General features: G+C 60.0%; 22 protein-coding genes and 1 pseudogene. 10 read left to right on the top strand and 13 right to left on the bottom strand.

Annotation, left to right across the window (positions count from 1 at the left end):
- Nucleotides 1–151 precede the first annotated feature (151 nt).
- Together ACRXB1_RS06360 and ACRXB1_RS06365 are read left to right on the top strand one after the other, a co-directional pair.
- Complete coding sequence (locus tag ACRXB1_RS06360; protein WP_449491500.1) at nucleotides 152–928, top strand: glycerol dehydrogenase; 777 nt, start codon at nucleotides 152–154, stop codon at nucleotides 926–928.
- Nucleotides 929–946: 18 nt separating this feature from the next.
- On the top strand, nucleotides 947–1,717 hold the full coding sequence (locus ACRXB1_RS06365) for an SDR family NAD(P)-dependent oxidoreductase (protein ID WP_075359504.1): 771 nt from the start codon (nucleotides 947–949) through the stop codon (nucleotides 1,715–1,717).
- 69 nt (nucleotides 1,718–1,786) lie between these two features.
- Here ACRXB1_RS06365 and ACRXB1_RS06370 read toward each other — a convergent pair whose 3' ends face one another.
- Entirely contained in the window at nucleotides 1,787–3,388 is a 1,602-nt protein-coding gene (locus tag ACRXB1_RS06370) for a Dyp-type peroxidase (protein ID WP_449491485.1), read from the bottom strand.
- 463 nt (nucleotides 3,389–3,851) lie between these two features.
- On the bottom strand, nucleotides 3,852–4,613 hold the full coding sequence (locus tag ACRXB1_RS06375; protein WP_449491486.1) for a response regulator transcription factor: 762 nt from the start codon (nucleotides 4,611–4,613) through the stop codon (nucleotides 3,852–3,854).
- Between the two features lie 101 nt (nucleotides 4,614–4,714).
- Between ACRXB1_RS06375 and ACRXB1_RS06380 the strand changes: the two genes are divergently transcribed.
- The gene (locus tag ACRXB1_RS06380; protein WP_449491487.1) at nucleotides 4,715–5,827 is read left to right on the top strand and encodes a PhzF family phenazine biosynthesis protein; all 1,113 of its coding nucleotides are present in this window, start codon (nucleotides 4,715–4,717) and stop codon (nucleotides 5,825–5,827) included.
- Nucleotides 5,828–6,161: 334 nt separating this feature from the next.
- On the opposite strand, the gene ACRXB1_RS06385 is transcribed toward ACRXB1_RS06380, so the two are convergent.
- The 9 genes and pseudogenes from ACRXB1_RS06385 to ACRXB1_RS06425 all read right to left on the bottom strand — a co-directional run bounded on the left by ACRXB1_RS06385 (nucleotide 6,162) and on the right by ACRXB1_RS06425 (nucleotide 17,563).
- Nucleotides 6,162–7,916 (bottom strand): ShlB/FhaC/HecB family hemolysin secretion/activation protein, encoded by a 1,755-nt coding sequence (locus tag ACRXB1_RS06385; RefSeq protein WP_449491488.1) that lies wholly within the window; start codon nucleotides 7,914–7,916, stop codon nucleotides 6,162–6,164.
- Between the two features lie 980 nt (nucleotides 7,917–8,896).
- Nucleotides 8,897–9,118: a hypothetical protein gene (locus tag ACRXB1_RS06390; protein WP_449491489.1), complete on the bottom strand. Its 222-nt coding sequence runs from the start codon at nucleotides 9,116–9,118 to the stop codon at nucleotides 8,897–8,899.
- Nucleotides 9,111–9,545 carry a hypothetical protein gene (locus ACRXB1_RS06395; protein WP_449491490.1) on the bottom strand — a complete coding sequence of 145 codons (435 nt, stop codon included), beginning with the start codon at nucleotides 9,543–9,545 and terminating at the stop codon, nucleotides 9,111–9,113. The genes ACRXB1_RS06390 and ACRXB1_RS06395 overlap by 8 nt, the downstream gene beginning before the upstream one ends.
- Nucleotides 9,546–10,231: 686 nt before the next feature.
- Nucleotides 10,232–11,068: pseudogene (locus tag ACRXB1_RS06400) on the bottom strand (two-partner secretion domain-containing protein); the annotation flags it as partial.
- 479 nt (nucleotides 11,069–11,547) lie between these two features.
- A complete protein-coding gene (locus ACRXB1_RS06405) occupies nucleotides 11,548–12,405 on the bottom strand; it encodes an SIS domain-containing protein (protein WP_061999449.1) in 858 nt (285 codons plus the stop codon).
- A 115-nt stretch (nucleotides 12,406–12,520) separates the two neighbouring features.
- On the bottom strand, nucleotides 12,521–13,519 hold the full coding sequence (locus ACRXB1_RS06410; protein WP_449491491.1) for an ABC transporter permease: 999 nt from the start codon (nucleotides 13,517–13,519) through the stop codon (nucleotides 12,521–12,523).
- Nucleotides 13,520–13,550: 31 nt separating this feature from the next.
- Entirely contained in the window at nucleotides 13,551–15,059 is a 1,509-nt protein-coding gene (locus ACRXB1_RS06415) for a sugar ABC transporter ATP-binding protein (protein ID WP_075359499.1), read from the bottom strand.
- Between the two features lie 68 nt (nucleotides 15,060–15,127).
- The gene (locus tag ACRXB1_RS06420) at nucleotides 15,128–16,105 is read right to left on the bottom strand and encodes a sugar ABC transporter substrate-binding protein (protein WP_086382437.1); all 978 of its coding nucleotides are present in this window, start codon (nucleotides 16,103–16,105) and stop codon (nucleotides 15,128–15,130) included.
- A gap of 30 nt (nucleotides 16,106–16,135) precedes the next feature.
- Nucleotides 16,136–17,563 carry an FAD-binding oxidoreductase gene (locus ACRXB1_RS06425; RefSeq protein WP_449491492.1) on the bottom strand — a complete coding sequence of 476 codons (1,428 nt, stop codon included), beginning with the start codon at nucleotides 17,561–17,563 and terminating at the stop codon, nucleotides 16,136–16,138.
- A gap of 244 nt (nucleotides 17,564–17,807) precedes the next feature.
- Between ACRXB1_RS06425 and ACRXB1_RS06430 the strand changes: the two genes are divergently transcribed.
- From ACRXB1_RS06430 to ACRXB1_RS06445, 4 genes are read left to right on the top strand one after another with little or no spacing between them, the layout of a single operon-like run.
- Nucleotides 17,808–18,458: a glucose-6-phosphate isomerase gene (locus tag ACRXB1_RS06430; protein ID WP_449491493.1), complete on the top strand. Its 651-nt coding sequence runs from the start codon at nucleotides 17,808–17,810 to the stop codon at nucleotides 18,456–18,458.
- A complete protein-coding gene (locus ACRXB1_RS06435; RefSeq protein WP_449491494.1) occupies nucleotides 18,455–19,435 on the top strand; it encodes a shikimate dehydrogenase family protein in 981 nt (326 codons plus the stop codon). Before ACRXB1_RS06430 ends, ACRXB1_RS06435 begins: the two co-directional genes overlap by 4 nt.
- Nucleotides 19,436–19,449: 14 nt before the next feature.
- Complete coding sequence (locus ACRXB1_RS06440; RefSeq protein ID WP_062169968.1) at nucleotides 19,450–20,223, top strand: SDR family NAD(P)-dependent oxidoreductase; 774 nt, start codon at nucleotides 19,450–19,452, stop codon at nucleotides 20,221–20,223.
- Nucleotides 20,210–21,121: an MBL fold metallo-hydrolase gene (locus tag ACRXB1_RS06445; RefSeq protein ID WP_449491495.1), complete on the top strand. Its 912-nt coding sequence runs from the start codon at nucleotides 20,210–20,212 to the stop codon at nucleotides 21,119–21,121. Before ACRXB1_RS06440 ends, ACRXB1_RS06445 begins: the two co-directional genes overlap by 14 nt.
- On the opposite strand, the gene ACRXB1_RS06450 is transcribed toward ACRXB1_RS06445, so the two are convergent.
- Entirely contained in the window at nucleotides 21,097–22,002 is a 906-nt protein-coding gene (locus tag ACRXB1_RS06450) for a LysR family transcriptional regulator (protein WP_061999442.1), read from the bottom strand. The two genes, ACRXB1_RS06445 and ACRXB1_RS06450, sit on opposite strands and share 25 nt — an antisense overlap.
- Nucleotides 22,003–22,185: 183 nt before the next feature.
- On the opposite strand from ACRXB1_RS06450, the gene ACRXB1_RS06455 reads away from it, so the two are divergent.
- Genes ACRXB1_RS06455 through ACRXB1_RS06465 form a run of 3 tightly spaced genes read left to right on the top strand, consistent with a single transcriptional unit; the run spans nucleotide 22,186 to nucleotide 25,991 of the window.
- On the top strand, nucleotides 22,186–23,604 hold the full coding sequence (locus ACRXB1_RS06455) for a M20 family metallopeptidase (RefSeq protein WP_449491496.1): 1,419 nt from the start codon (nucleotides 22,186–22,188) through the stop codon (nucleotides 23,602–23,604).
- Nucleotides 23,601–24,887, top strand: coding sequence for an MFS transporter (locus ACRXB1_RS06460; protein ID WP_449491497.1), 1,287 nt, complete (start codon nucleotides 23,601–23,603; stop codon nucleotides 24,885–24,887). The genes ACRXB1_RS06455 and ACRXB1_RS06460 overlap by 4 nt, the downstream gene beginning before the upstream one ends.
- A gap of 33 nt (nucleotides 24,888–24,920) precedes the next feature.
- A complete protein-coding gene (locus ACRXB1_RS06465) occupies nucleotides 24,921–25,991 on the top strand; it encodes a serine hydrolase domain-containing protein (RefSeq protein ID WP_449491498.1) in 1,071 nt (356 codons plus the stop codon).
- Here ACRXB1_RS06465 and ACRXB1_RS06470 read toward each other — a convergent pair.
- Nucleotides 25,988–26,470 (bottom strand): LysR substrate-binding domain-containing protein (locus tag ACRXB1_RS06470; protein WP_449491499.1); only part of this gene is annotated, 483 nt, incomplete at its 5' end. The two genes, ACRXB1_RS06465 and ACRXB1_RS06470, sit on opposite strands and share 4 nt — an antisense overlap.

Consider the following 26,470-nt stretch of genomic DNA (forward strand, 5'->3'; position numbering starts at 1 on the left):
TGATGAGAGGCGACAGCTTGCGCGGTTCGTGACAACGTTAGTTTCGGACTAAAGGGGCGAACGAGCAACTGGATCTGAAGACGACGCTGTGCTATGAATTCCACCAAACGCGCCGGCCGATTCCGGCCGCGCCGCAGCCGATGACCTGCGCCTGCCGTTCGTCTGCGTGCCGACCATCGCTGCGTCCGATGCGCCGTGTTCGGCGCTCGCTGTGATCTACGACGAAGAAGGCCGCGTGGTGCGTGACCGGTTCGTGCGATGCAATCCGGATCTCGTATTGCTCGATACAAGCCTGATTGTGCGTGCGCCGGTGCGGTTTTTTATCGCGGGAATCGGCGATGCTCTCGCGACGTTCTACGAAGCCGACGCGTGCCGCCAAGCTTATGCGAAGAACCTGTGCGGCGGCCGCGGAACGGCGCTCGCGTTCGAAGCTGCGAGGCTCTGCCGCGATACCTTGTTCGCGCATGCCGTGCAGGCCGTGGACGATTGCCGCGCGCAGATCGTCACGCCGGATTTCGATGCCACGCTGGAGGCGACCGTGTTGCTTTCGGGCATTGGCTTCGAGTCGGGCGGCGTTGCGGCGGCCCACGCGATTCACCATGGTCTCGCCGACTTGCCTTCGTCGCATGGTTTGCTGCATGGCGAGAAGGTCGCGATCGGCGTGCTGGCTTCGCTGTTTTTATCGGCGGTGCCCGATGACGAGCGTCAGCGCGTTTTCGAGTTCTGCCGCGCCGTGGGATTGCCTACGCGGCTTGCTGAAATCAACGTGGACGTCACTGATCAGGCCGCGCTCGAAACCGTGGCAAAGCGTGCGTGCCGCGCGGGCGAGATCATCCACAACGAACCGTATCCCGTCGATGCAGCGCTGGTCGTCGCCGCATTGAAAGCGATGGACCGCTATGCACAGCGCTTCGATAACCCAATCTGAACTCACGCGAGAAACAACATGGCAACTGAACTCAAAGGTCAGGAAACAGCGGCGTTCCGTCCCGGCCTCTTCGATGGAAAAAACGTGCTTGTGTCAGGCGCAACGAGCGGTATCGGCTTGGCGATCGCGCAGGGGTTCGCCGCGCTGGGCGCCGAGGTCATCGCCACGGGAAGCTCCGCGCGCAAGCTCGAAGCGTTGCGCGCGGACACGACACTGAAAGGCATTCGCTTCGAACAACTCGATGTCCGCGATAACGACGCGATCAAGGCATTCGTCGGGAGCCTGAGTGAACTCGATGTGCTCGTGAATGCGGCAGGCGTGGCGCGTCCCGCCGATGAGTATCGTGATGATGTGTTCCGCGAAGTCATCGATGTGAACCTGACCGCAGCCATGCGCCTTGCGATGGCATCGCGCGACATGCTCGAACGCGCGCATGGTGCAATCGTCAATGTGGCGTCGATGCTCAGTTATATCGCCGATGTGGAAGTGCCCGCGTATTGCGCGAGCAAGACGGGCATTCTGGGTCTGACGCGTTCGCTCGCGCACGCGTTCGGGCCCGCGGGCGTGCGCGTGAATGCGATTGCGCCCGGCTACCACCGGACGGACATGACACGCGCGTTGTGGGAAGTTCCGGCAAGCGCGGACAAGATCGCGGCGCGCAGTGCGCTCAAGCGCTGGGGCGAAGTCGATGACCTCGTCGGCGCGACGTTGTTCCTGGCGTCGCCGGCGTCCGCATTCATCACGGGCGTGACGTTGCCGGTCGATGGAGGATATGCGAGCGGGGTGTAGAAACTAAAAGAGCAAAGCAAGAAATGGCGGCTCACGCTTACCCGTGAGCCGCCATTTTGTTCTTGCGCGCTAGCTGCTGGCGATCAATTTAAGCGCTGTGATCGATGGCTGAAAGAAATACTCTCCGCCCTCGGTGACGACAAAATGCGAAAGCGTTTCGGTTGTCGAGGCGCCGTGTATGGGGCACGTCATGGTCGCTGATTTCGTCTGCGAAATGAGCGGGTCCTCGCCGTCACCCGACTGCGGAAAGTCCGGGTTGTCGATCCACGTCTTTTGTACGAACTCGAACTGCGATTCTATGCTCTTCTGATAACAGAGGAACAGCAGGCCGCGGTCGACATCGTCATCCTGTACCGGTGTGCCCGGATCTTTGGGCAGCGCCAGCGGCGCGCCGTAGGCAATTCCGCGCCGCAACAGCCGGCGGGTCTGGGTGAAGCTTTCCTGCAGCGCGCTGTTTGGATCGACGGTGCCGTCAGCCAGCAAAAACTCTTCGTCACGCGGATACGCCTTGCGGATATGCGCTGCGCGGGGCACCCACGTCCCGCGCAGATCCTGACCGTATTCGAAGTTGTTGATGAGGTTGTCGTCCAGCAACTCCGGATGCTGGACAGACGGATCGCCATCATTTGGATCGAACGCCGAACGAAAGCCGTTGGCGCTCGATGGCGCGAGTTCGGGCAGCTTGCTCAAGTCGACCTCGTACGATGTTGGCGCGAGCGGACAGCCGCTCGCGTACCGCCCGACGAGTTTCGCTCCGTACACGTCGGCGCTCAGGCCGAGAGTCGAAGCGTGCGCGGCCACGCTTGCCATGAAGCCGGCAACGTCCTGACGGAGTTTGCGAAACACGAGGTATGAACCGTTTTTCGTCCAGTCCGGACCGCTGGCGCTGATCGGACCCTGGCCGGGATTTGGCCCGTCGAAGGGCGGCGGTGGCGTGGTGGGGATCTGGGTCGGATATCCCAGCACGAATTCGCCGGGCCACAGCAAGTCTTGGCCGGGCACGCCCTGATGTCCGGAATTCGGATCAGGCTGGTCATTCACCGAGAGCGTAAATCCCTTGATCCCGGGTTGCGAGACGCCGTCCTTGAAACCGAATTGTTCGTGACCCGGCAGGTCGGGACGGACTTCACCATGTTCCACATGGAGCAGACGCAACCCATTCAGCTGTGCATGCGCGATGATCTGATCCGTTGTATGCGCGAGCTCGCCAGGGATGTCCGACGCAACCATCACCACGATGTGCAGTTCCTGCGGCTTTTTAAAAGGGCCGTGCCAGCGTGATGGATCGCTGCGATCGAGGTCTCCGACCAGGGTCTTGCGAGCAGCCATGCCTTGCTTGAAGTCGTCCGGGAATGTCGCATGATCCGGTGCGCCCAGTTTCTCGAGACCGGCATAGCTGAATGCGATGTTGCGCCACGTTGCCGTAGGCATGTTCACTTCGCCTTTGTGCTTTTTGCGTTTCGCCCTGAAGACGTCGTTGAACGCCCCGACGGCGGCCGTGCTGTCCACGTGGCTGGCAAACCCGGCAAGCCAGTTCTTGGCGCGCCCCACATGTTCGATGGTGAAGAACACGAAACGTTGATGATCCTTGTTGAAGCCCGCAAGGATATTTCCCTGGATCTCTTGCAGGTCGATGGAAATCGAGTCGATCGGATTCGGTACGGTGCTCATGGCTTACCTCGTTTTGAAGGGACGGATTGACGGCTGGCGCGAGTACCCGGCGCGAGCGGGCGCATCCAGATTTACACTCAGTTATATTAGTAATACATACTATTAGACGGCCGCGTTTTCGCTTGGATTAATCTGCGGCTTTGCGCGGTTTTTTATAGTTGCGTGGAACGTGCGGCGATGTGCGCGGATTTCATGGCACGCGGCGTTACAGCTGGTATCGCGCTCCGAGCGGTCGCAGCTTGTGTCACAGGACCCGCAGCTTGAAACGGAACGCACATCTGGCTCACGAAGCAGGCGACGTTCGCCAGCAAGACCAAAACAAGCAGACAGCGTTTCATTTTTACCCTCACTGAAAGGGCCGCCCAAGGCAGTTGTGAGACATTCAAGCTTGACCGACCGGTGTATTGTTCGCCGGTCAATGGAAGGGCGCTACCCACAGGTGTATCGCCACGCCTGATTTATTTCATGCAACAAATGTAGTAACGCGGCTCGACTCAAAACGAGCTGCCAGGAGCGCCTCTGCAGCTTCGGCATTGACGTCGCCAGTAGCAAAGGCGCACCCGGGTTGCGCGCGGGTGCCGTGGCCGGACATCATCGCGATCAGTTCAGTACGCCTGTGCACGTTGAAACGCGCCAGCAAGTGACTTACGTACTTGCGTATGGTGATGTCCTCTACGCCCATTTTGGACGCGATCGACTTCGTCGGAAGACCTCGAAGCAGCCACGAGAGCGTTTCTCTTTCTCGCGGTGTCATCGCAACGGGGCTGCGGTCGAACGAGTGAGCGGAAGGATCAGCGCAGGGCGCGCAGAACGTTTCACTACAGGCTAAGGTCTTCCCGACGTTCGCGGCGGGAACGAACACACCTCCGATCATTGCAACCTCGAGCGCCAGATGCAGCACGTGCGCACGAGCGGTCTTCGCCACGAACCCTATTGCATGCATCTGGAGGCAACGCCGCACCGTTTCCGCGCGCTCGTCGGATGAAATCACCACGACTGGAACCAATGGCATACGTTGCCACAATGCGGCAAGTGCGGCAAAGCCCCGGTTTTCGCTCATGTCGAGGCTGAGCAGCACGGCATCGGGCGAATGAGTCAGCGCCTGTTCCACCCCGTCGCTAACGGATTCCGCCTCGAACACCTGTGCGTCGCTGTCGCGCTCCTTGAGCAGCAGAGTGAGTCCTGCCCTGAGTAAAGAATGGTCGTCGACGATCAGGACGCGCATGGTGGTCACCTCGAAGCACGATCCGTTTTCAGGAGTGACTCGCAAGCACGGACGGCGCATCCGCGTTTGCAACTCATGCTCTGTTATAGGCAGTGTGCGCAATGTCCGTCACCCTCTTGATGTGGGGCGCTGCAGGAAGCGCGGCCCTGCATTGGGAGGGTGAGATTGTCGCGGATCAGTGTCCGTTCATGGGTTTCGAAGTTGCCGGCCGTATGAAATCCGGTCGAACTGTACATGGTGCAAGGCGGTGCATCGAGGTGACAATGAAGTTCGTCGCCAATACGTTTCTTCCAACAGGGGCAACAGTCATGAACCGTCGTTATGTCACAGCGGACGTCTTTACCAGCAACCGATTCGAGGGCAACCCCGTGGCCGTGGTGCTGGACGCAGAAGGCCTATCAACCAGCCAGATGCAGGCGATCACCGCTGAATTCGGCTATAGCGAAACGACCTTCGTCTTGCCGCCGCGCGACGCCGCGCACACTGCCCGGGTGCGCATCTTCACGCCGAGCCGCGAGATTCCGTTTGCGGGACATCCGAACATCGGCACGGCGTTTGTCCTTGCGACGCGTGCTGCGGCGAGCGGCACGCCCTTGCCGGATCGGCTCGTGTTCGAGGAAGCCGCGGGTCTCGTGCCGGTTACGCAAATGAAAGACGGCGGCCGGGTGGTGGGTGCGGAACTCACGGTGCCGGAGCGTCTGACGCGGGCATCGACGCTAGCAGTTGAGAGCGTGGCTGCGTGCCTGTCGCTCGACGTGACCGATATCCGGACTGACGCTCACGCGCCGCAAGTGGCGTCCGTCGGCTTGCCGTTTGTCGTGGTCGAGCTTGCATCGCGTGTAGCGTTGCGCCGATGTATCCCGAGCCTCGTCGACTACAAGAAGGTGTTGCCCACCGACGGCGCAACGTCGATCTATGCCTATACGCGAGATGTCGGTGACGACACCTCGGGCGATATCCAGGCGCGCATGTTCACGCCGCGCATGACCGAAGATCCGGCAACCGGCAGCGCGACTGCTGCGGCTGTTGCATTGATCGCTGATGTGCGGGGAGTGTCGGAACTGTCGTTACGCGTTCGGCAGGGCGTGGACATGGGCCGTCCGAGCACGTTGATCACGACCGTCGATGTCCATGACGGTCAGCCACGCGTGCGTATCGGCGGGAAATGTGTGAACGTGATGGAAGGCTCGTTTTTGCTTGATGGCGAAGGCTAGGGCGCCTTGACAATCAGCAGATCCAGATGAAACCAGTGGCGAGCATTCCAGTATCACTTGCATCACGTTGCCTCATTACTGGAACTGGGCTTGTCTAACACCGACCAGCGCCGTTTGCGTTTTACGATGACCGGCTTGGCTGTTTCACGTAGTTCGTACTTCACGGGGTGCTCGTGATTGGGATGAGTCGCTTCACCACAGTGCCTGTCTTCTTTTCGTTCGCCCTCCAGACCGTGAGGATCTGCTACGCGTTCGCTCATCTTAGTTGTGACCGGATCAAGCCTTACGCGCAGGTATCGGCGTCTGTATGGATGATTCACCATATCGAATTTTCTCAGAATTGGGCGATGGCCTGCATGCCGACCGTCACACGCGAGGTAGGGAATCCGCTGGGCTTGTAGAGCGGTGTTCCGACAAACAGGTCATACGAGAGGCCGACGACGCGTGCAGGCAGGCCACCTCGAATGCCGATCACCGCACCCGCCAGTTGTGTCCCTGCGAGAAATGCCGTATTCGGTCCGAAGACGCGCCCGTAGTCGATTCCCGCATATAGCATTTGGCCTGTCTTGAACACCGGCCATTGCAGTTCGTTGCGCCAAAAAAAACCTCGTTCCGCGGCGAGCATCGTTTCACCGTCAAAACCGCGCACCGTGTAGCGACTGCCGATGGTCAAGTCATCGAGGTAGAACAGCGCGTCATTGGTGAACTGCGCGTGCAACGTCGTAACGTAGCGGAAAGTTTGTCTGGCGACGGCGAACGGCACGGACAGGTTCCCATCGAGCACGGCCATGTGAAATCGGTATGTCGGACCGCTGGGAAACGGATCATCTGTCGCGCCGAGGCCACCGATACCGTGACGATACGCAAGGGTTCCATCGAACTGCGATGCGCCAAAGTAGTGACGGTCGGTCAGCCCCGCTTCGATGAACGTGTTGTTGCGGCGTTGCTGCGGTATGTCCGTGTCATCGATGAAACTTTGACCGAAGCGCTTTGATAACTGAAACTCCACGCCGAACACGTCGCTTTGACTGCGACTCAGCACGCGCGCCAGTCTGAGCGTCGCCGTTTGCGAATTACCGCTCGATACGAACGTCTGGTTCACGCCCGCGATCTGCTGATAATAGGTGTTGGCGTTGCCGGACAGCATTGCTATCCAATAACCCCATGGAACGGAGTACGAACCGTTAAAGCCGTGCGAACCAAGGGACTTGTTGCCGAACGAGAGGTCTTGATTTGCGCCTACCGTGAAGACGTCGTTCAGGCCGAGCGGGTTATCGATGCCGAGGCTCACGTTGCCTTGCCATTTGCCGGTCGCGTCCGTGCCAGAATTATCGATGGATGCGACGAAGCTCCATGGCTTCGAACGCTTGACGGTCACGACGACGTCGCTTTCGCCAGGATTGCCGGTCGGCTCGATCTTCATGTCCACGTCCTGCGATGCAACGCGCTTCATCTGCTCCAGACCTTGTTCGAGGTCGCGCAAGTCCAGGAGGTCGCCGTCGCGTGCGGGGAATGCGGATCTCAGGGTGCCGCGCGTGTTGGGATCGGCGAAGCGGATCTGGCGCACGACGCCGGGGATGAGGGCGAATGTGAGCGTGTGTTTCGAAAGGTCTTGCTCGGGCAGCAGAAGCCGCGTGGTCACGTAGCCTCGCGAAAGGATCGTCTGCTGCAGCGCCTTTGCCAGTGTGTCGATACCGGCCTTGCCAATGCATTCGCCCTTGTAGTGGTCGAGCCACTCGTGAGCGAAGGCGAAGGGGTCCAAGGGCAAGCCGGAGGCTCCCTTGCTGTGGATGGTGTCGGGCAGTGTTGTGGGGACATCGAGCCTGAACGTATCGATGCGAAAGCACGGATCTTCCTTTGGCAGAAGCGGGAATCCTTGAGACGTCGGAAGGGTGGAATGTACCGCTGGCGCTTGAACGACTGCATCGCGCTGCTGCGCGGCGCGTTGCTGCTGAATCTGTTGATTCTGCTCGGCGTTGGCACGGGCGGCGGCGGCCTCGTCTGCGGACGTGGGCGCGTGCTGTGCGTTCGACGCAAGCGATACCAGGGCTGCGAGCGGTAGCACCGCCAGCCTCTCTCGAATTTTCATGTTGTGCTTTAAGTCAGGAGCCTGGGAGTTACAGTTCGGTGGTTTCGCCGTTCGTTCGTCAGGTGCTTATCACCCAATTTCCTTTTTTTCTCGAGACCGACGAACACATTCAGAAACGCTACCTAATATCAACATCATGCCGAGGCCTGGAACGAGGCTTGCATAATCCTGGGAGGTCCCAGTCGCTGCACCGAACAAAAAATTAACGAGGAACACGACGCCGATCCAAGGACGCAGAGCATATCTCACTGCTATATGCGGCGCTCTTGGCCTTGAAACAAGACACGCGATAACCGTAAAAAACAACGATAGGCCCGCAAAAAATTCGGCCCGCACCTGATCGAGAAAAAATGCAATCGCGAAATAGACTGCGTACATAATAAGCAGCTCTGCAACATAGATAGAAGCGACTCGAATCATGTCTTTAGAAAAGTTCATTTCAGCCCACGCACGAATGAATTTAACGGAGGCACCACAATGGTAGATGTCGTTGATAAGCCAGCCCCGAACCCAGCGCCGAAGCCGACTCCAGGGAATGCCGAGATAGGTAATGCACCACCCATTCCCCCAATGGTCGTATCACCGCTAATCGAGAAATTAAGTCCAGCCGCTGGGCCAAAGCCTCCGTCCAGCTCTGCATATCCGCCTGTACTTACACCACTGACCAACGGTCCGTCAGTCGTGCTACGGCCTAGGCTTCCGCCTATCCCGGCGTATGCCCCCGCACTCACCATACCGTTCGCTTGAAACTGGATATACGGCGACGTTCCGCCTATTGTTCCGTCGGTTGATATCCCTACCTTCATACCGCCTCCGCCACCAACGAACGGAAGCATGATAGTTCCGCTGACACTCGCCGAATATTGCGTATAGGGTTTGGTGGTCGAATCGTAGGCGAGGCCACTCGCATTTTTCACGATGTAAGTTTGAATATTCGCATCACCTGACGGTAACGATTGTGCCCACACCTGCTGCCCAGCTTAATTGATACCATATGGCGTCCAGGTCGTTCCGTCGTCGGGCTTACTTCCAACCGAAACACGGACACCTCCAAGCTCTGTTTGACCACCCGTAGTCAAGTTCATTTGCGCCATTTGCTGTTCAATCTGTGCTTGCGTGTACCTGCCACCGCTCTTGTCCGCAATCTGCTTGGCAAGGGTCTTTTCATCCGGATGAAGTTGCCGGTTGTAGCGGTCAGTCAACCGGCAGTGACGCCGCATGGTCTCTGATCGCACCGCGCCCGTTCCATACCGATATCGCACCGGCGACGGAAAGACCGCATGTCAACACTGGATAGAGATTAGGTTGGGCGGCGATCGCTAGTACGGCGATTCCCGTGTTGAGCAGGAATATGCCAAGTGCGATGCGCCAGACAAGCGTCGTGCAGCGAGTCAGGCATCGCGCTAATAGCACGTATCCCACCGTAAAGCACAGAGTGTTGACTACTGCGTTTGTGGTTATCGCTATGCGCTGTATCGTCAAGGCTTGTGGGGCGATGCCAAGAGGAATTGCTCCAGTGGCCGTCATCAACGCCATCACTACTTGCAGGATCGCAAATAAATAAAGTGCTACCTGTGCGACGGCAAAGTTGTCTTTGGTAGTGATCTCGTCAAATGTCGTTCGGTTCATTTAAAACCATCCTGTTTTATTGTCTTGAAACATCTAGCGGTTCGAAGTCTTTTTCTCGTAGAACCAAGTGATCGTGCCGGCAAAGAAGCCTATAAAAATTATAAATAAAGCCATTCGATTAACCCGCTCCCACGTTGGAAACTGATAGGGCATGCCATATAGCAGCCATTGCAACGCGGGACCCACCGCGAATTCGCTCAAAACTACGATAGCAGTCGCTCCAACGAGCCAGAGCAACGCAAAATAAACCCAGTGGAACAAATCAGACCTAGTTTTGGGTTTCATTTTTTCCCCTCGATTTTGATTTGCGCGGCTCCGCCAATTTTTTCTTGCACGACGCCGCCACCAAATCCTCCAAACCATGAAGGCACAGCGTTCTTAGGCACAGATGCGGAGATTCCCATGCCAACGTCCTTCCATTCTTGGCGATACCACGGGTTCAATACGCTATTTAAACTGCCTTCTATCTTCGCGCCAATTGGATAACCGATAGCCGTTCCAGCCGCCGCGCCAGCCATTGAGGCGTTCGGGTTCTGACCGGTGGCGGCTGAACCAGCTAGTGCTCCGCCCACGTTGACCAGCAGCGCCGAAACAAAGCCCATCCCGGACGACGCGGCACCGGTCACACCGGCGAAGGCGAAGCTCGCCCAGTCGAAGGGTTGACCACCGGCTACTTGTACGCCGCCGTTGGCCGCAAGACCGATGGTCGAGCCTGTTGTCATCGTCACTGCGGTAGCTAACCCGCCTCCGGAGGCTACGCCTAGGCCAATCATTCCCGCTCCTGCAAGCGTCGCGCCAACGGGATCGTTCTTTATGTTGGACTTCACCAGATCGTTATCCGCCGCGTTCAGTCCCGCACCTTGCACACTGATGTTGCCGTGCGTGACGTTAAAGCCCGAGAGAGAACCGTCGGGTGCGAAGTTCGGTGAACCGGTCGTGAGGATTGCGCGCGACGTATTAATGAAGCCGCCACCGTTCACGCTGATGCCCGAGCCATTCGCGATCACCACCTCCGCACGTTGCCCGGCGACCTCAAGCCGCCCATTGATCTGGCTCGCCGCGCTGCTGTTCACCTGATTGACAATGACGCGCGCAGACTGACCGGGACCGAAGTTCGGATTGCCGTTGATCATGCCCGCCTGCTGCGTCTGCACGATGGTCGGCGAGTTGTTCAGGATGGCGCCGTTTTTCTGAACATCGAACTGGCCGTAGGTATTCATCGAAACACCGGCGCCCGATGGCCGGTTGATGTTGACCTGAGGCAATCCGTTTTGCGTGGCGATGACGCCGGGTGCGTTCGCGCCACCCGGAACGATTTGCGCGCTCGACCACGAGGGGAGCGCGCCAAGTAACATAAGAGCAGCAAACGCGATCTGTCGCAGCGTGAAATTCGCGCTATGGGATTCCCCGCTGCGTACCGAACTCTGTCCCGCTGCCTTGCCCGTGGCCGTGGCCGTTTCCTCGACAGCCACCAGCATGTTTCTCAGTCGGCTGAAGACCAGCCGGTAGTTGTTTTTATTCATCCGGTCGCTTTGTATCGCTTATTTTTAACGACCGACAACATAACGCCGGGTGAACCATCCGAGTTAGAACTTGCTATCAGCCGGAGCCGAAAACAACGGTTTTAGTTAAATCGGATTTATCTTATTGGGTGTTGATCGCACTGCGAAGTAGCGAGAGCGGGCAGAGAAATGGTAAACGTTTGAGCAAAAGCTTGGGTGATGAATGAAACCTAGTGCGTGTTGCTAATCAGCATATGCAGATGAAGGCGATTGCGAGCGCAACAAATGAGAGAAGCGTTCTGAGAGTCTGTCGTAGCGAGTGGAAAAACGGCGGAGCTGCTTGATCCGACAGGAGAAGTGTTCGGACAGAATGCGCGAAGCATAGAGATGCTCGACGAAAAGGCGTCATTCATGCCGATTGTCCGCCGCAGTTCCACCTGTATCCGCGGCTTTACCTGGCAGCACAGAATTATTAACACGCCCTGATCCGTCCCCTCAACTCAGATCACGCCCGTAGACCGCATATCGGCGAGGCGCTTTTTCATGTCCAGCACTTCGAGGGTGTGCGCTTCGCCCTTGCGCAACGCGACGCTGGTGGAAAGAATATCGATGATCACGAGCGCGGCAAGGCGAGAAGTCGTCGGCGTATAGACGTCTGTGTTTTCCAGCGTTTCGGCTATCACGGCGACATCCGAAAAGCTCGTCAGCGGACTATTCGAACCCGTGATCACGATCACGCTCGCGCCGCGTTCCTTAGCGGTCCTTGCGACTTCGATCAATGATCGCGTCGATCCCGTATTGGAAATCGCAACGACCGCATCGCCGGGTTTGAGCATCGACGCTGCAATGAATTGCTGATGCGAATCCTGATGCGCGACGCACGGCACGCCGAAGAGCGGAAACTTCTGCTGCGCGTCCAGCGCGACAATGCCCGATGCACCGAACCCGAAGAACTCGATACGCCGGGCCTTCGCCAGCAGATCGACCGCGCGCCCGACGGCCGCAAAATCCAGCTTCTTGCGCGCCCAGTCGAGGCTCGTAATGGTGTAGTCGAAGATCTTGGTGGCGACGGTTTCCGGATCATCGCCTTTACCTAGCACTGAATGCGTGGCGGGCGCGCCGAGCGCCAGACTTTGCACCACGCGAATCTTGAAGTCCTTGAAGCCGCTGCAGCCGAGCGACGCGCAAAAACGCAGCACGGTCGGCTCGCTCACCTTCGCGTTGCGCGCGAGTTCGGCGAGGTTGATATCGGAGATGGAACCGAGGTTTGCAAGAATGTACTCGGCCACTTGCCGGCTGCCGCGGCGCAGATTGGGACGCGCGCGGTCGATCAGTTCGAGGATGTTGTAATCGGGCACTCGATATTCCTTCGTTCATTATGAACGGGGCGCCGCAAGCGGCGCCCCGAGCTTCATGCAAGTGGCAAGCGTTCCAAGTGTATCGGATCGGCGGGGGCGGCCTGAATTCGGGCCATCACCGGCGCCAGAAACGCGCACCTCGCTGCGACAGGACAGCCGCCACGATGATCACGCCCATCACCACTTGCTGATGGTAGCCCGGTACGCTAGCCAGATTCATGATGTTGCCGATCACGCCGAGAATCAGCACGCCCATCAGCGTATTCAGCGCGCCGCCCTTGCCACCGGCGAGACTCGCGCCGCCGATCACCACCGCCGCGATCACGGTCAGTTCATCGCCTACGCCGACTGTCGGCGTACCGACGCCCGCACGCGATGTCGAGATGATCCCGGCCAGCGCCGCGAGCAATCCCGAGCTGACATAGGTACCGAGTACATGGCGCGCGACGGGCACGCCGGAAAACCGCACGGCTTCCTCGTTCGACCCGATTGCGCGCACCACGCGGCCGGCACGCAGACGGTTCAGCGCGATGCCGCCGATCACGAACACGATCAGCATCACGAGCGTCGGACCCGGAATGCCGAAGTAGGAATGACGCCCGAAGTCGAGCAGGGCCTGACCGGGGTCATCGACGAGGATGGGCGAGCCGTTCGACACGATCATCGCAACGCCGCGCGCAACGGTCATCATGGCCAGCGTGACAACGAAGGGCGTAAGACGAAACCATGCGATCAACGCGCCGGAAATAAACCCGCAGAAGCCGCCGACAACCAGCGTGGCGAGCAAGGCGACCGTCAGCCCGTATTGCGGAATCAGCAACGCCGACAGCACGCTGCCAAGCGCCGCAATCGATCCCACCGACAAGTCGATACCACCGGTCAGCACGACCAGCAACATGCCGACCGACATGATGCCGACGCCCGCCACTTGCCGCGAAATATTCGAAAGGTTGGGCACGGATAAAAAGTCGCTCGATACAAACGACGCTGCGATCACGAGCACGATCAGGATCGCGACCGTATTGAAGCGGCGCGCAACAGACCACCAGTGTTTTGCGTGGGCCTGTGCCGAGTTCGCCTGATGCGTTTTCGGGGTGACGGCGCTGGGATTCATGGTGCGAGTCTCCGGATTATTCACGTTGCATTTAATGAGTGAGCGTGGCCGGCGCTTCGTCCGGCGCGCGGCGCAGCGACAGCGACAGGATCTGTTCTTCGCTGAAATCAGCAGGTTGAAGTTCGCCGCGAATCTCGCCTTCGCCCATCACGAGGATTCGATCGCACAGGCCCATGAGTTCCTGATGTTCCGACGAGATCACGAGCACTGCCTTGCCGCGTTCGGCAAGCTGGTTGATGAGCGTGTAGATCTCGACTTTCGCGCCGACATCCACACCGCGCGTGGGTTCGTCGAGGATGATGAGGTCGCCGTCCGCGTGAAACCATTTCGCCAGCACGACTTTTTGCTGGTTGCCGCCGGAGAGCGTTGAAACATCGGCGTCCATGGAACGCGCCTTGATGCGCAGTTGTTCCATCAGCTTTTGCACGAATGCGCGCTCGCGGCCGAAGGCGAGAAAGCCGCCCGGACCGCTCACCGACTTCAGTGCGGCGAGGGTGGCGTTGACGCGAATCGGCATCGATAAAACGGCGCCTTGCCCCTTGCGGTCTTCAGGCACGAAGCCGATGCCGGCCTTGACTGCGGCCATCGGCGAGCGAATCGCCATGACCTTCTGGTTCAATTCGATGGTGCCGGAATCGCGCGTATCGGCACCAAAGATCAGGCGCGCGACTTCGGTACGGCCCGATCCGATCAGGCCGCCGAGACCCACCACTTCACCGGCGCGCAGCGTGAACGACACGTTGCGAACGGCATGACCTCGCATCAGGCCCGTGACCTTCAGGACTTCGGCGCCGAGCGTGGCATGGCGCTGCGGAAACAGCACGGACAGCGGGCGCCCGACCATCTTGCGGATCAGGCCGTCCATGGTGAGCTCGGCGGGCGTGAGGGTATCCACGCGCTTGCCGTCCTTCAGCACGGTGATACGGTCCGCGATCGCAAACACCTCTTCCAGCCGGTGCGAAATATAGACAATGCCCACGCCGCGCGAACGCAGCTCGCGCACGATTTCGAGCAGTTTGTTCGCATCCGATGGCGCGAGAGCCGCGGTGGGTTCGTCGAGCACGAGAAGCTTCACCTGGCGGCTGAGCGCCTTGGCGATTTCGATCACCTGGCATTGCGCCGCCGAGAGATCGCCGACCAACGCGGCTGGATCGATATCGAAGCCGAGGCTCGCGATCAGGGCACGCGCGTTCTTGCGCAGCGTCCCCCAGTCGATGACAGCCGGCAACGCACCCAGAAATACGTTTTCCGCCACGGACAAGTCCGGCGCCAGCGCGGTTTCCTGATGAATCACCGCGATGCCTTCTTCCATTGCCGCATGCGGATTGCGAAAGGACGTCTCGCGGCCTTCGAGCTTGATCGTGCCGGAATCCGGCTGATGACCACCGCCGATAATGCGCATCAGCGTCGACTTGCCCGCGCCGTTCTCGCCGACGAGCGCATGGACTTCGCCACTGAGGACATCGAAGTCGACGCCTTCGATGGCATGAATGCCGCCGAAGCGTTTGTCGACGCCGGTAAGGGCTATAAAGGGAATCATATGAAGGTGTCTCCAGAATGCGAGGCGCACCGTACTTGGCCGGCGCGCCTCGCATGAACCCGCCGGCTTTAGAAAATCGCCTTGGGGTTGTAGTACTTGTCGACGTTGCTCTTGTAGATCGCGGCGGACGGCGTGTACGAAATCTTCGGCACGTTGGTGGCTTCGCCCTTCGCCGCCTTCACGCCGATATCGACTGCCGTGCGCGCAACCAGCGCCGGGTCGTTCAGCGCGGTTGCGCCGTACTTGCCTTGCTTGATCAGGTTGAGCGCTTCCTTCTGGCCATCGGCGGCGGCAACCAGCGTGATGCCCGTACGGTTCGCGCTTTCGATTGCGCGGCGTGCGCCCAGCACCATGCTGTCGTTTTCGCCGAGCACCATGTTGATGTCCTTGTTGGCGACGAGCAAATCTTCCATCGCCTTCAGGCCGCCTTCGTCCGACCAGTTGCCCCAGCCCTGGCCCACGATCTGCATGTTGACCTTGCCGGTCTTTGCGAGCTGCGCCTCGACGATGCCCTCGATCACGCCGTCGCGCCGTTCCTTGCCGACCGGGTTGCCTTTCTCGCCGGAGATCAACGCGATCTTCAGCGGCTTGTCGCCCATGGTGTCGACCACCCACGAACCAACCAGCGCGCCGTTCTCACGATTGGACGATTGCACGAGCGTCAGGTAGTTGGCTTTCGGATCGAGCGTACTGTCGATCACGACGACTTTCACGCCTGCGGCGGTCGCCGTGTTGACCACGTTGACGAGACCCTTGGGATCGGCCGGATCGATAATCAGCACCTTGATGCCGCGCGTCAGCATGTCTTCCACGTCGGAGATCTGCTTGCCCATCTTGCCTTGGGCGTCGGCGGTGATCACGTCGTTGCCGAGTTCGGCGGCTCGCGCCTTGGCCGATTCCATTGCGGCCGAAAAGTAGGGCGCGTTGAGCACCTTCATGGAAATGCCCACTTTCATCTTGTCGGCTGCCATCGCCGGGGCTGCTGCCACTACACCTGCGACTGCCAGCGCTACACCACACATCACCTTCTTCACGAACCGCGTCATGTCTCCTCCTTTTGTTAGGGTTTGGCGGTTTTAAACAACGTTCAACAACAACTTGCCTGGGTTCAGTATGTTCAGCGGATCGAGCGCGGCTTTCACGGCGCGCATGGCGGCCAGCTCGGCCGGTGTTCTCGATAACGCGAGCACCTTCAGTTTCTTCGTACCAATGCCGTGTTCCGCCGATACCGAGCCGCCCATTGCGCCGGTCACGCCGTAGACGACTTCCTGCACTTGCGGCGCGGTGGTTGGCGGCCAGTCGGGTTCCTGCACGACGATATGCAGGTTGCCGTCGCCGAGATGTCCGTAGATCAGGATGGTCGCGTTGGGCCAGCGCTCGCGAAGCTGCTTGTCGCATTCATGCGCGGCGCGGCCTACATCGGCGATGGAGAAACTCACATCGAAGGATACGCGGCCCGGAATCAGCCGCTGATATTCGCCGGGGGCATCGCGGATCGCCCAGAACGCGGCGGCATCGGACTCCGATGAGGCGAGGGCGGCGTCGCTGATCAAGCCTTCCTCGAGCATCCCGCCCAGGAAATCTTCGAACGCGTCCGCCTGACGCTCGGGATCGGCGCCGCTGCTTTCGAGCAGCACGTAATACGCATGCTTGCCTTCGAGCGGCGCGCGCAATTCCGGCAGGCGCGACAACACAAAATCGTAATAACCCGGCCACATGACTTCGAACGCCGACACACCCGCAGGCAAGCCTTCCTGAGCGCGTCTCAACAACGTGGTGACCGCGTCGTAGCCGGGCAATCCGCACCAAGCCGTCGATACCGCCCGTGGTTTGGGCCTGAGGCGCAGCACGGCACGCGTGATGATTGCGAGCGTTCCTTCGCTGCCGATCAACAAGTTGCGCAAGTCGTAACCCGTATTGTTCTTGATCATCTTGCGCAGCCCGCCAACGATACTGCCGTCCGCCAGCACTGCCTCTATATCCAGCACCTGGTCGCGCATCATTCCGTACTTGATCACGCGGTTGCCGCCTGCGTTAGTCGCGAGGTTGCCGCCAATCGTGCAGCTTCCTCGTGCGCCCAGATCCAGCGGAAACGTGAAGCCGGCTGCGTCGGCGGCTTCCTGCACGACTTGCAGCGGCGTGCCGCACCAGACCGTCATGGCGGCGCCGACTTCATCGATGGCTTCGATCCCGTTCATCAACTCCAGGCTCAACGCAACTTCACCGCCGAGCATGCACGCGCCGCCGGCGAGTCCCGTCAGGCCCCCTTGCGTCACGACTGTCTGCTTGTGCTCGTGGCAGATCCGCATTGCGGTGGCGACGTGTTCAGTCGTGCGTGGCCGGATCAGTGCGACCGGTTCATCGCAGGGCATGCGGCTCGAGTCCGCGTTCCTGCGGCCGGCGAATTCGTGCGGAAGGCTCACCACGTCGGCCCCGAGCGATTCACGCAGCGCTGCAACAGCGGCGCTGGGCTGAACATGTTCGGAGGGCTGCTTGTCTTGCATTGAATGTCTCCAGCAATCGGGGCCGCGTTGAATCAGCAAGCATTTCGCTTAACCCCAAGTTGAGCGGAAGTAACGTTGTTTCCGCATATCTTGAACGATAGTATAGCTATCATTTATGTGAAATACAGGCGCTAAATGGCGGGGAAAACCCTGATGTTTTGAATTTAAGTTAAAGCTATCATTATTAAAACTAACGTTCGCTTCGCTGGATGAGGCGACTTGCACTTTCCAGGAGATGGACCCGATGCAATGGCCTGAACCACGTTCCTTCGATGTCGACTTGCAGACGGGCCTGATGAACGGCGCCGGCTCGCGCTATCAGAAGTTCCTGCGCGACCTGAGCGGGCTCTATGCCGACAGCGCCGCCTTCAATGCGCTCGCTGCAACGCGCGGTGACGAAGTCGTATATGAAGTCACCGACCACAAGCCGAACAGCAATCCCGGCGACCTGATTACCGGCGTGACGCGCATGAGCGCGGGCAAGGTCGGCGACGAATTTTTCATGACGCGCGGGCACATTCACGCGGCCATCGACCGCCCGGAGCTTTACTTCGGGCTGAAGGGTCATGGCGTGATGCTGATGGAGTCGCCATCAGGCGATACACGCGTGGTCGAGATCAAGGCGAACACGGCATGTTATGTGCCGCCGCGCTGGATTCATCGTTCGGTTAATTTGGGGCAGGAGGACTTCGTGATGCTGTTCTGTTATCCGGCCGATTCGGGGCAGGACTACGCGATCATCGAACAATCGAACGGCATGAAACTGCGCATAGTCGATGACGGCGCCGGCGCGTGGCGCACCGAGCCGAATCCGGACTACAAGGAACGCACGCCGGAAGAAATCGAAGCGCTGCTGGCGCGCGGTGCGCTGGCAACCGAAGGAGCGACGCGATGAGCGCTTCCACGCAGTACCGGGCCGCCACGCGTCCGACGTTTTATTTCATCGGCGTGACGACTGCGCAGAGTTCCATCATGCGTGTGTTCCCGCAGTGGGCGAAGCATCTCGGTCTCGGTGATGTAGAGATCAAGGGCATCGATTTTCCGCCGCATGCGGCGCCCGAGGCGTATCGTGAAGCGGTCGAGTTTTTGAAGCGCGATCCGTTGTCGGTCGGCGCGCTCGTCACCACGCACAAGATCGACCTGTACGCCGCGTGCAAGGATCTTTTCGATGTGATCGATCCGACCGCCGAGGTCATGGGCGAGACCAGTTGCCTCTCGAAGCAGGATGGAAAATTCATCTGTCACGCGAAGGATCCCATTACATCGGGGTTATCGCTGGATGGATTCTTGCCGGCCAATCACTTTGCCGATACCGGCGCGGAAGTATTTTCGATGGGCGCGGGCGGTTCGACCATCGCACTGACCTGGCACCTGATGCAGAAGGAACGCGGCGCGAACCGGCCGTCGAAGGTGATCGTGTCGAACCGGTCGGCGGGACGGCTCGAGGAAATCGAACGCATTCATCGCGAACTCGAATTCGATGTACCGTGCGAATATGTCGTCGCACCGAAGCCCGAGGACAACGACGCCGTGCTTGCTCGTCTATCGCCGGGTGCGCTCGTGATCAATGCGACGGGGTTGGGCAAGGACGCGCCGGGTTCGCCGTTGAGCAACGCGGCGGTGTTCCCGGAACGCGCGGTTGTGTGGGACCTGAACTATCGCGGCGACCTGATTTTTCTCGATCAGGCGCGCGCGCAGGAAAGCACGCGCACACTGCAGATCGAAGACGGCTGGACTTACTTCATCTACGGATGGACGCGCGTGATCGCCGAAGTCTTTCACGTCGACATTCCGGTGAGCGGTCCCGGCTTCGATGAAATCAGCCGCATTGCGGCACAAGCGGGCAAACCCGCGCCAACAAGAACAGCTTAAGGAAGACGCCAAGCATGTATCTCGACAAGTTCAAGCTCGACAAGAAGATCGCCGTAGTCACCGGGGCGGCCCGCGGTATTGGTTTCGCCACGGCCGAGGCGCTGGCCGAAGCCGGCGCGCTCGTGGTGCTCACGGATATGAATGCGGAATTGCTCGACAAGGCCGCGTCGGATTTGTCGGCGAAGGGACATCGCGTCGAAACCGAATTGCTCGATGTCACCGATTCGACCGCGGCACAACGCGTGAACGACGCGGTAGTCGCGCGGCACGGACGCGTGGATGTACTCGTGAACAACGCGGGGATCGCGATCTCGAATCATCCCGCCGAGACCATGACGGACGAGATCTGGAACAAGGTGATCGATGTCAATCTCAACGGCGTATTCTGGGCTTGCCGTGCGTTCGGAAAAGGCATGCTGGAGAGTGGCGCCGGCAGTATCGTGAACGTGGGGTCGATGTCGGGGTTCATTGTGAATCGGCCGCAGGAGCAGGCGAACTACAACGCGTCGAAAGCGGGCGTGCATCACCTGACGAAGTCGCTCGCGGCCGAATGGGGCGCGCGTGGCGTGCGTGTGAATGCGGTGGCGCCGACGTATATCGATACCGAGATGAACACCTATGTGTATCAGAACAAGGAGATGTTCGACAAGTGGGTCGGCGGCACGCCGATGAACCGCCTCGGACGCATGGATGAAGTGGCGTCTGTGATCCTGTTCCTCGCAAGCGATGCATCGAGCCTCATGACAGGATCGATCGTTCTCGCCGACGGCGGTTATGTCTGCTGGTGATGTCTCGCTGCTGACCGAGACGTTCGCGACGTCGTTGCGTGACCGCCTGGCCGATCCCGATGCGGCACCTCGTGAAGGCGAGGCCGTGCTGTACTGGCTCGGGCAGGCGGGATTTGTGATCGAGTCCGGCGGTTACAGGATGCTGATCGATCCGTACCTCTCCGACTCGCTCGCGGAGAAATACAAGGGCACGAAGTTTCCGCATACGCGCATGATGGCCGCGCCTGTGCTGCCGGGTGAACTGGATCGGCTGGACCTTGTGTTGTGCACGCACCGGCACACGGATCACATGGACCCGGGGACCTTGCAGCCGCTTGCGCGGCGATTCCCAAATCTCAGGTTCGTGGTTCCTGCTGCGGTCACTGAAGAAGCCATCACGCGATGCGGTGTTGGTATCCAACGGCTGATTCCGGTCAACGCGGGCGAACGCATCGAGGTCCTTGCAGGTTGCTTCGTGTCGCCGGTTCCCTCGGCACACGAGTCACTCGACAGGGATGCCGGAGGGCGTTATCCGTGGCTGGGTTATGTGATCGATGCCGGCCCGATTCGTTTGTATCATTCGGGCGATTGCGTTCCCTACGCGGGACTTGCTGAAACCTTGGCAAGGTTCAAGCCGCACGTGGCGCTGCTGCCCGTCAATGGCCGCGACGCCGAGCGCAGCGGTAACGGCGTGCCCGGGAACTTCACGCTCGATGAAGCCGTTGCGCTTGCGAAGCAAAGCGGTGCTCGCGCATTGATCGCACATCATTACGGCTTGTTCGACTTCAACACCATCCCGGCCGATGTAATCGATGCGCGCATGCGCCTCGAAGCATCCCACGACTTCACTCTGTTCCGCGCGCAAACCGGATGCGCGTGGCGCTGCGGCATGCTTCAGTCAAGGCATGCAGGGTCCTGAATCGCCGCGATCAGCAAATCCAGGAATGCGCCCACCGCTTTAGGCAAAGTGCGTCCGGCCATGGTCTGCACTTGCAGCGTACGCTGATGCAACTCGGGGTTGCTGATCGGAATGGCCGCCATCCTGTCGGGCTTCAGCCGGCTGCGAACCGTCAGGTAACCCACGAATGTCACCGCTTTCGTCTGCTGCACGAAACTCTGCAGCGCACCGCCGTAGTTGCTCACGAATACCGGCTCGAAGTTCAAACCTTCCAGGCTGCAGGAGATATCGAATAGCTGACGCACGGTCACGCCTTCGCCATAGATCGCGAGCGGCCACGGTGTGAGGTCTGCCAGCGACACCGACTCTTTTTTCGCCAGCGGATGATCCTGCGTGACCAATGCAAAGATCGGCGCGCGCTGGGCGTAATGCACGTTAACGTCTTTCTCGGGTGCGACGCTGAAACACACGGCAATGTCGGCGGTGCCATCGCGTACACGTTGGGTCGCTTCAGTAGGCGCCGCGACATCGAGCTGAAAATGCGCGGCCGGCCAGCTCTTCAGGAAATGTGCGAAGACTTGCGGCAGGAAATCGCGCGCCACGCCCTCCGAACTTGCCACGCGAATCGTCGCGCGGCTTTCCGTAGTCAGGCCTCGGATCTCCTCGGTGACACGTTCCTGTTCCATCAGGCTTCTGTGAGCGTGCGCCGCAAGCAAACGGCCGGCTTCGCTCAGCACCATGCCTCGCGGCCGGCGCTCGAACAGCGGCACGCCCATTTCGTCCTCGAGCTTGGCAATCTGCCTGCTGATTGCCGATACCGCCACGAACAGGCGCTCCGACGCCTTGCTCAGCGAGCCGCTTCGTGCGACTTCCAGAAAGTACCGCAGCGCGGTGGTTTGCATGATGCATCTCTAGTAAAGACAAATCGATAGCCCGGGCGCTTTGCCGTTTCGGCAACGCAAACTCCCAAATATTGTCATTGTCCATAAATATCGGCGGTATCAAGATCGCGTCATCGATTTTTTCTACCTGAAGAAGAACCGGCGTGCCTGGGCTGCTTAGGGCGCGTTTTACTGGAGAAAGAAGTGACACGCGAGTCCGCTATCCAAGCCGCTGCCGATCTGTACGATTCCGGCGCCTTTCTCGAAGACCTGCGTCGCCGGGTTGCTTTTCGCACGGAGAGTCAGGAGTCAGAAAGCGGTCCGGTTCTGAGCGCTTACCTGGTCGACGAAATCGCGCCGGTTCTGGCCGGAATGGGATTCACGTTCCGGCTGGTCGATAACCCGGCGCCCGGCGCGGGACCGTTCCTGGTTGCGCATCGCAAGGAAAGCGACGGGTTGCCCACCGTGCTGACCTACGGTCACGGCGATGTCGTCCGCGGATATGACGCGCAGTGGCGCGAGGGCTTGTCGCCCTGGCAAGTCACCGTCGTCGATGATCACTGGTATGGCCGCGGCACCGCCGACAACAAGGGCCAGCACAGCATCAACCTTGCAGCGCTCAAAGCCGTGCTCGACGCACGCGATGGACGGCTCGGCTTCAACCTCAAGCTGCTATTCGAAACTGGCGAGGAAGTCGGCTCTCCGGGTCTGCACGCTGTGTGCGAGACCTTGCGCGACGAACTGAAAGCCGATGTCCTGATCGCCTCCGACGGTCCGCGCCTGGGCGCATCGAGTCCCACGATCTTTCTGGGCTCGCGCGGTCTCGTGAACTTCAAGCTCACCGTGGACCTGCGCGAAGGCGGCCATCATTCCGGCAACTGGGGCGGCTTGTTGCGCAATCCGGGCGTGGTGCTGGCGAACGCCATTGCATCGATGGTCGATCAAAACGGCCGCATTCTGGTTGAAGGCTTGCGTCCTCCCGAAGTCCCGCAAGCGGTGCGTCGTGCTTTGGAGGGCATCGTTGTAGGCGGGAACCCCGGCGAGCCGGAAGTCGATACCGACTACGGCGAACCGGGCCTCACGCCATCGGAACGCGTGTTTGGCTGGAACAATCTCGAAGTGCTGGCGTTTCGCACCGGCAACCCCGAGAAGCCCGTCAACGCAATCCCGCCGCACGCCTTCGCGTTCATGCAGATCCGCTTCGTGGTTGGTACGAACTGGGAGGATCTCGAACATATCGTGCGCCGTCATCTGGACGAACGCGGGTTCGGCATGGTTCATATCGATGTGGATCGCGGCGCGCCTGCAACGCGCGTGGACCCGGACAACGCATGGGTCCAATGGGGGCTCAAGTCCCTCGAAGAGACCACCGGCAAGAAGCCCGTCCTCTTGCCGAACCTCGGCGGCACGCTGCCCAACGATGTCTTTGCAGAGGTCATCGGCATGCCGACGCTCTGGGTGCCGCATTCGTACCCTGGATGCTCGCAGCACGCGCCCGACGAACACATGCTCGGACCGGTCGTGCGCGAGGGTCTCGGCATCATGGCGGGGCTTTTCTGGGACCTGGGCGAGCGAGATGTTCCGCACGCGGCCATCGTGAACCAGGCGGGGAACACGCGATGAGCACCGACACGGCCGCGACCGTCATACCGGGCAGGAAACCACAGGCGAGCATCTACAAGCTGATCGCCGCGACATCGATAGGCAATGCGCTCGAGTTCTACGACCTTGTGGTCTATGGCTACTTCGCGTCGACGCTTTCAAAGCTGTTCTTCCCGACCACCGATAAAACCGTCTCGCTGCTCCTCACGCTCGGCACCTTCGCGCTCTCGTATCTCGCGCGGCCGGTCGGGGCCTTCGTGCTGGGTTCATACAGCGACCGCAAGGGCCGCAAGGCGTCGCTGACCTTGTCCATCGCGATGATGACGCTCGGCACCGGCATGGTCGCGCTGATGCCGAGTTATGCGGCGATCGGCGTGCTGGCGCCCATCGGCATCTTTGCCTCGCGGTTGTTGCAAGGCTTTTCGGCGGGCGGCGAGTTCGGCAGCTCGACCGCGTTCCTGACCGAACATGCACCCGCGCGCAGCGGCTTCATGGCGAGTTGGCAGTTCGCAAGCCAGGGCGCGAGCGTGCTGGTTGCATCGGCGTTTGGCGCAGTGTTGACGAGCACGCTGACGCCCGCGCAACTCGAAGGCTGGGGCTGGCGGATTCCGTTTCTCTTCGGTTTGCTGATCGGTCCGGTGGGTATGTATATCCGTCGCCATGTCGATGAGACACCCGAGTTCGAGCGCGCTGAAACGGCCGAATCGCCGATACGCGAAGTCCTCGCGACGCAGAAAGAGCGGCTGCTGGTGTCCATCGGATCACTGGTGTTGACGACGACCGCCAACTACATGCTGCTATATATGCCGACGTATGCATCGCGCCAACTCGGGCTCTCGCCGTCGTCCGGTTTTATCGCGACGCTGGTGGCCGGTTTTATCGTGATGGTGCTCACGCCGATTGTGGGTCACTGGTCCGATAAAGTCGGCCGCACCCGGATCATGCTGGGCGCTGGCTCGATATTCTTCGTCACCATCTATCCGGCGTTCATGTTCATGAATGCGCATCCCTCCATGCTGACGCTGCTTGCTGCCGTCATGTGGGTCGCGGTGCTGAAGGCCATCTACTTCGCGCCGATTCCCGCCTTGATGTCCGACCTGTTTCCGACTCGTACTCGGACCACGGGGATGGCGGTCGGCTACAACGTCGGCACGACCGTCTTCGGTGGTTTCACGCCGCTTGCGGTGGCTTCGCTGATCGCGCTGACGGGCAACAATCTGGCGCCGGGTTTCTATCTGATGATCGCCGCCATCATCAGTCTTTTCACTCTGGTATGGGCGCGCAGGCGCCTGAAAGTACACTGATTCAGTTCGACGAACACCTTGGAATCAAACGATATGCAAAACGATTTATCGCAGGCCATGAAGGACGCCATCCGGTTTTCAACCGACCACGAAACTGTCTGGGATCGCAGCGTGAAGGGCGCGTGGGGCGTGCATCCGAACGACCCCCCGCCCTGGAACAAGCTGCTTGGGCCGGTGCATGATCGCGGGCCGGTGTCGGGTGCGATTTCAGTCGATAGCCGCGTGCTCACTACGTGGGGCGAACCGGATCGTGCGGACCTGACATTCAGTATCGCAAAGACGTACCTCGCTCTGCTGGCAGGCGTGGCGCACGATCGCGGCCTGCTGCCCGATGTGAACGAACCGGTCCATGTGCGCGTGCCGGGCATCGGTTTCGACGATGAACACAACGCCCAGGTCACATGGGCGCAGTTGCTGCAGCAGACGAGCGAATGGACGGGCGAGTACTTTGGCTTGTCGGATCAGGCCGATCATTATCGGGCGGTGACGTTCGGCACGCCGCCGAATGGCAAGAAAGGCGACCTGCGGCCGGTGCAAACGCCCGGCACGTACTGGGAATACAACGATGTGCGCATCAATCAGTTGTCGCTGGCGCTACTGTATTTGTTCGGCCGGCCGCTGCCCGATGTGTTCCGCGAAGCGATCATGCGACCGGCTGGAGCGAGCGATAACTGGAAATGGGTCGGTTACGACAACGCATGGGTGGAGATCAACGGTCAGCGCGTGCAGTCGGTGCCGGGTGGAACGCACTGGGGCGGCGGGTTATCGATCAGCGCGAACGACCAGCTCAAGGTGGCCCAGCTCTTCGTCAACGAAGGAATGATCGACGGGCGCCAGGTTATCTCGCGCGAGTGGATCGCCCGCATGCAGACGCCGTGCAAACTCGCGGCTTACTACGGGTATCTCGTGTGGCTGAACCACGAGGGGCGCGTATTTCCGAGCGTGCCGGCATCGAGCTATTTTGCTATCGGCGCGGGGAGTTCGTTCATGTGGATCGAGCCGGAGCGGAAGATGGCGGTGATCGTTCGCTGGCTGAATTCCGCCCACGCCGATGAGTTTTTTGGTCTGGTGCTCAAGGCCGTGGATGAAATCCTGACGCGCTAGTTCGCTGCTGCAAGCCCCTGCAACCACGCCAGAAGCGGCCTGAGCTTCTCGCGATACTCATTGCGCGGCGGATGCACGAGGTAATACCCCGAGCCCGTTTCAAGCACGCGATCGAACGGCGCAACCAGCGCGCCGTTCGACAAATTTTCCTGAACCAGATTCAGATCCCCCAACGCCACGCCCATTCCGCGAACGGCGGCGCCAAATGCGAGATCGAGCGTATCGAAGACCTGCTCGCGATACGTATGCGCCGCAAGCTCACCGCTTTCCTGCTGCAGCCATAACATCCAGCCGCGTCGCCCGAAGCTGGAGTGCAGCAGTGTGTGCTTCTTCAAGTCTGCCGGGTCGCGCAAGGGCGGCTCGCCCTGCGCCGTCTGCGGCGAACACACAGGCGTCAATCTTTCCTGCATCAGGCAGGTCGCCTCCAGCCCGTCCCAGCGGCCGCTGCCAAAGAGAATGGCGGCATCGAGCGTGCCTTC

Source organism: Caballeronia sp. M23-90, from assembly GCF_053574605.1.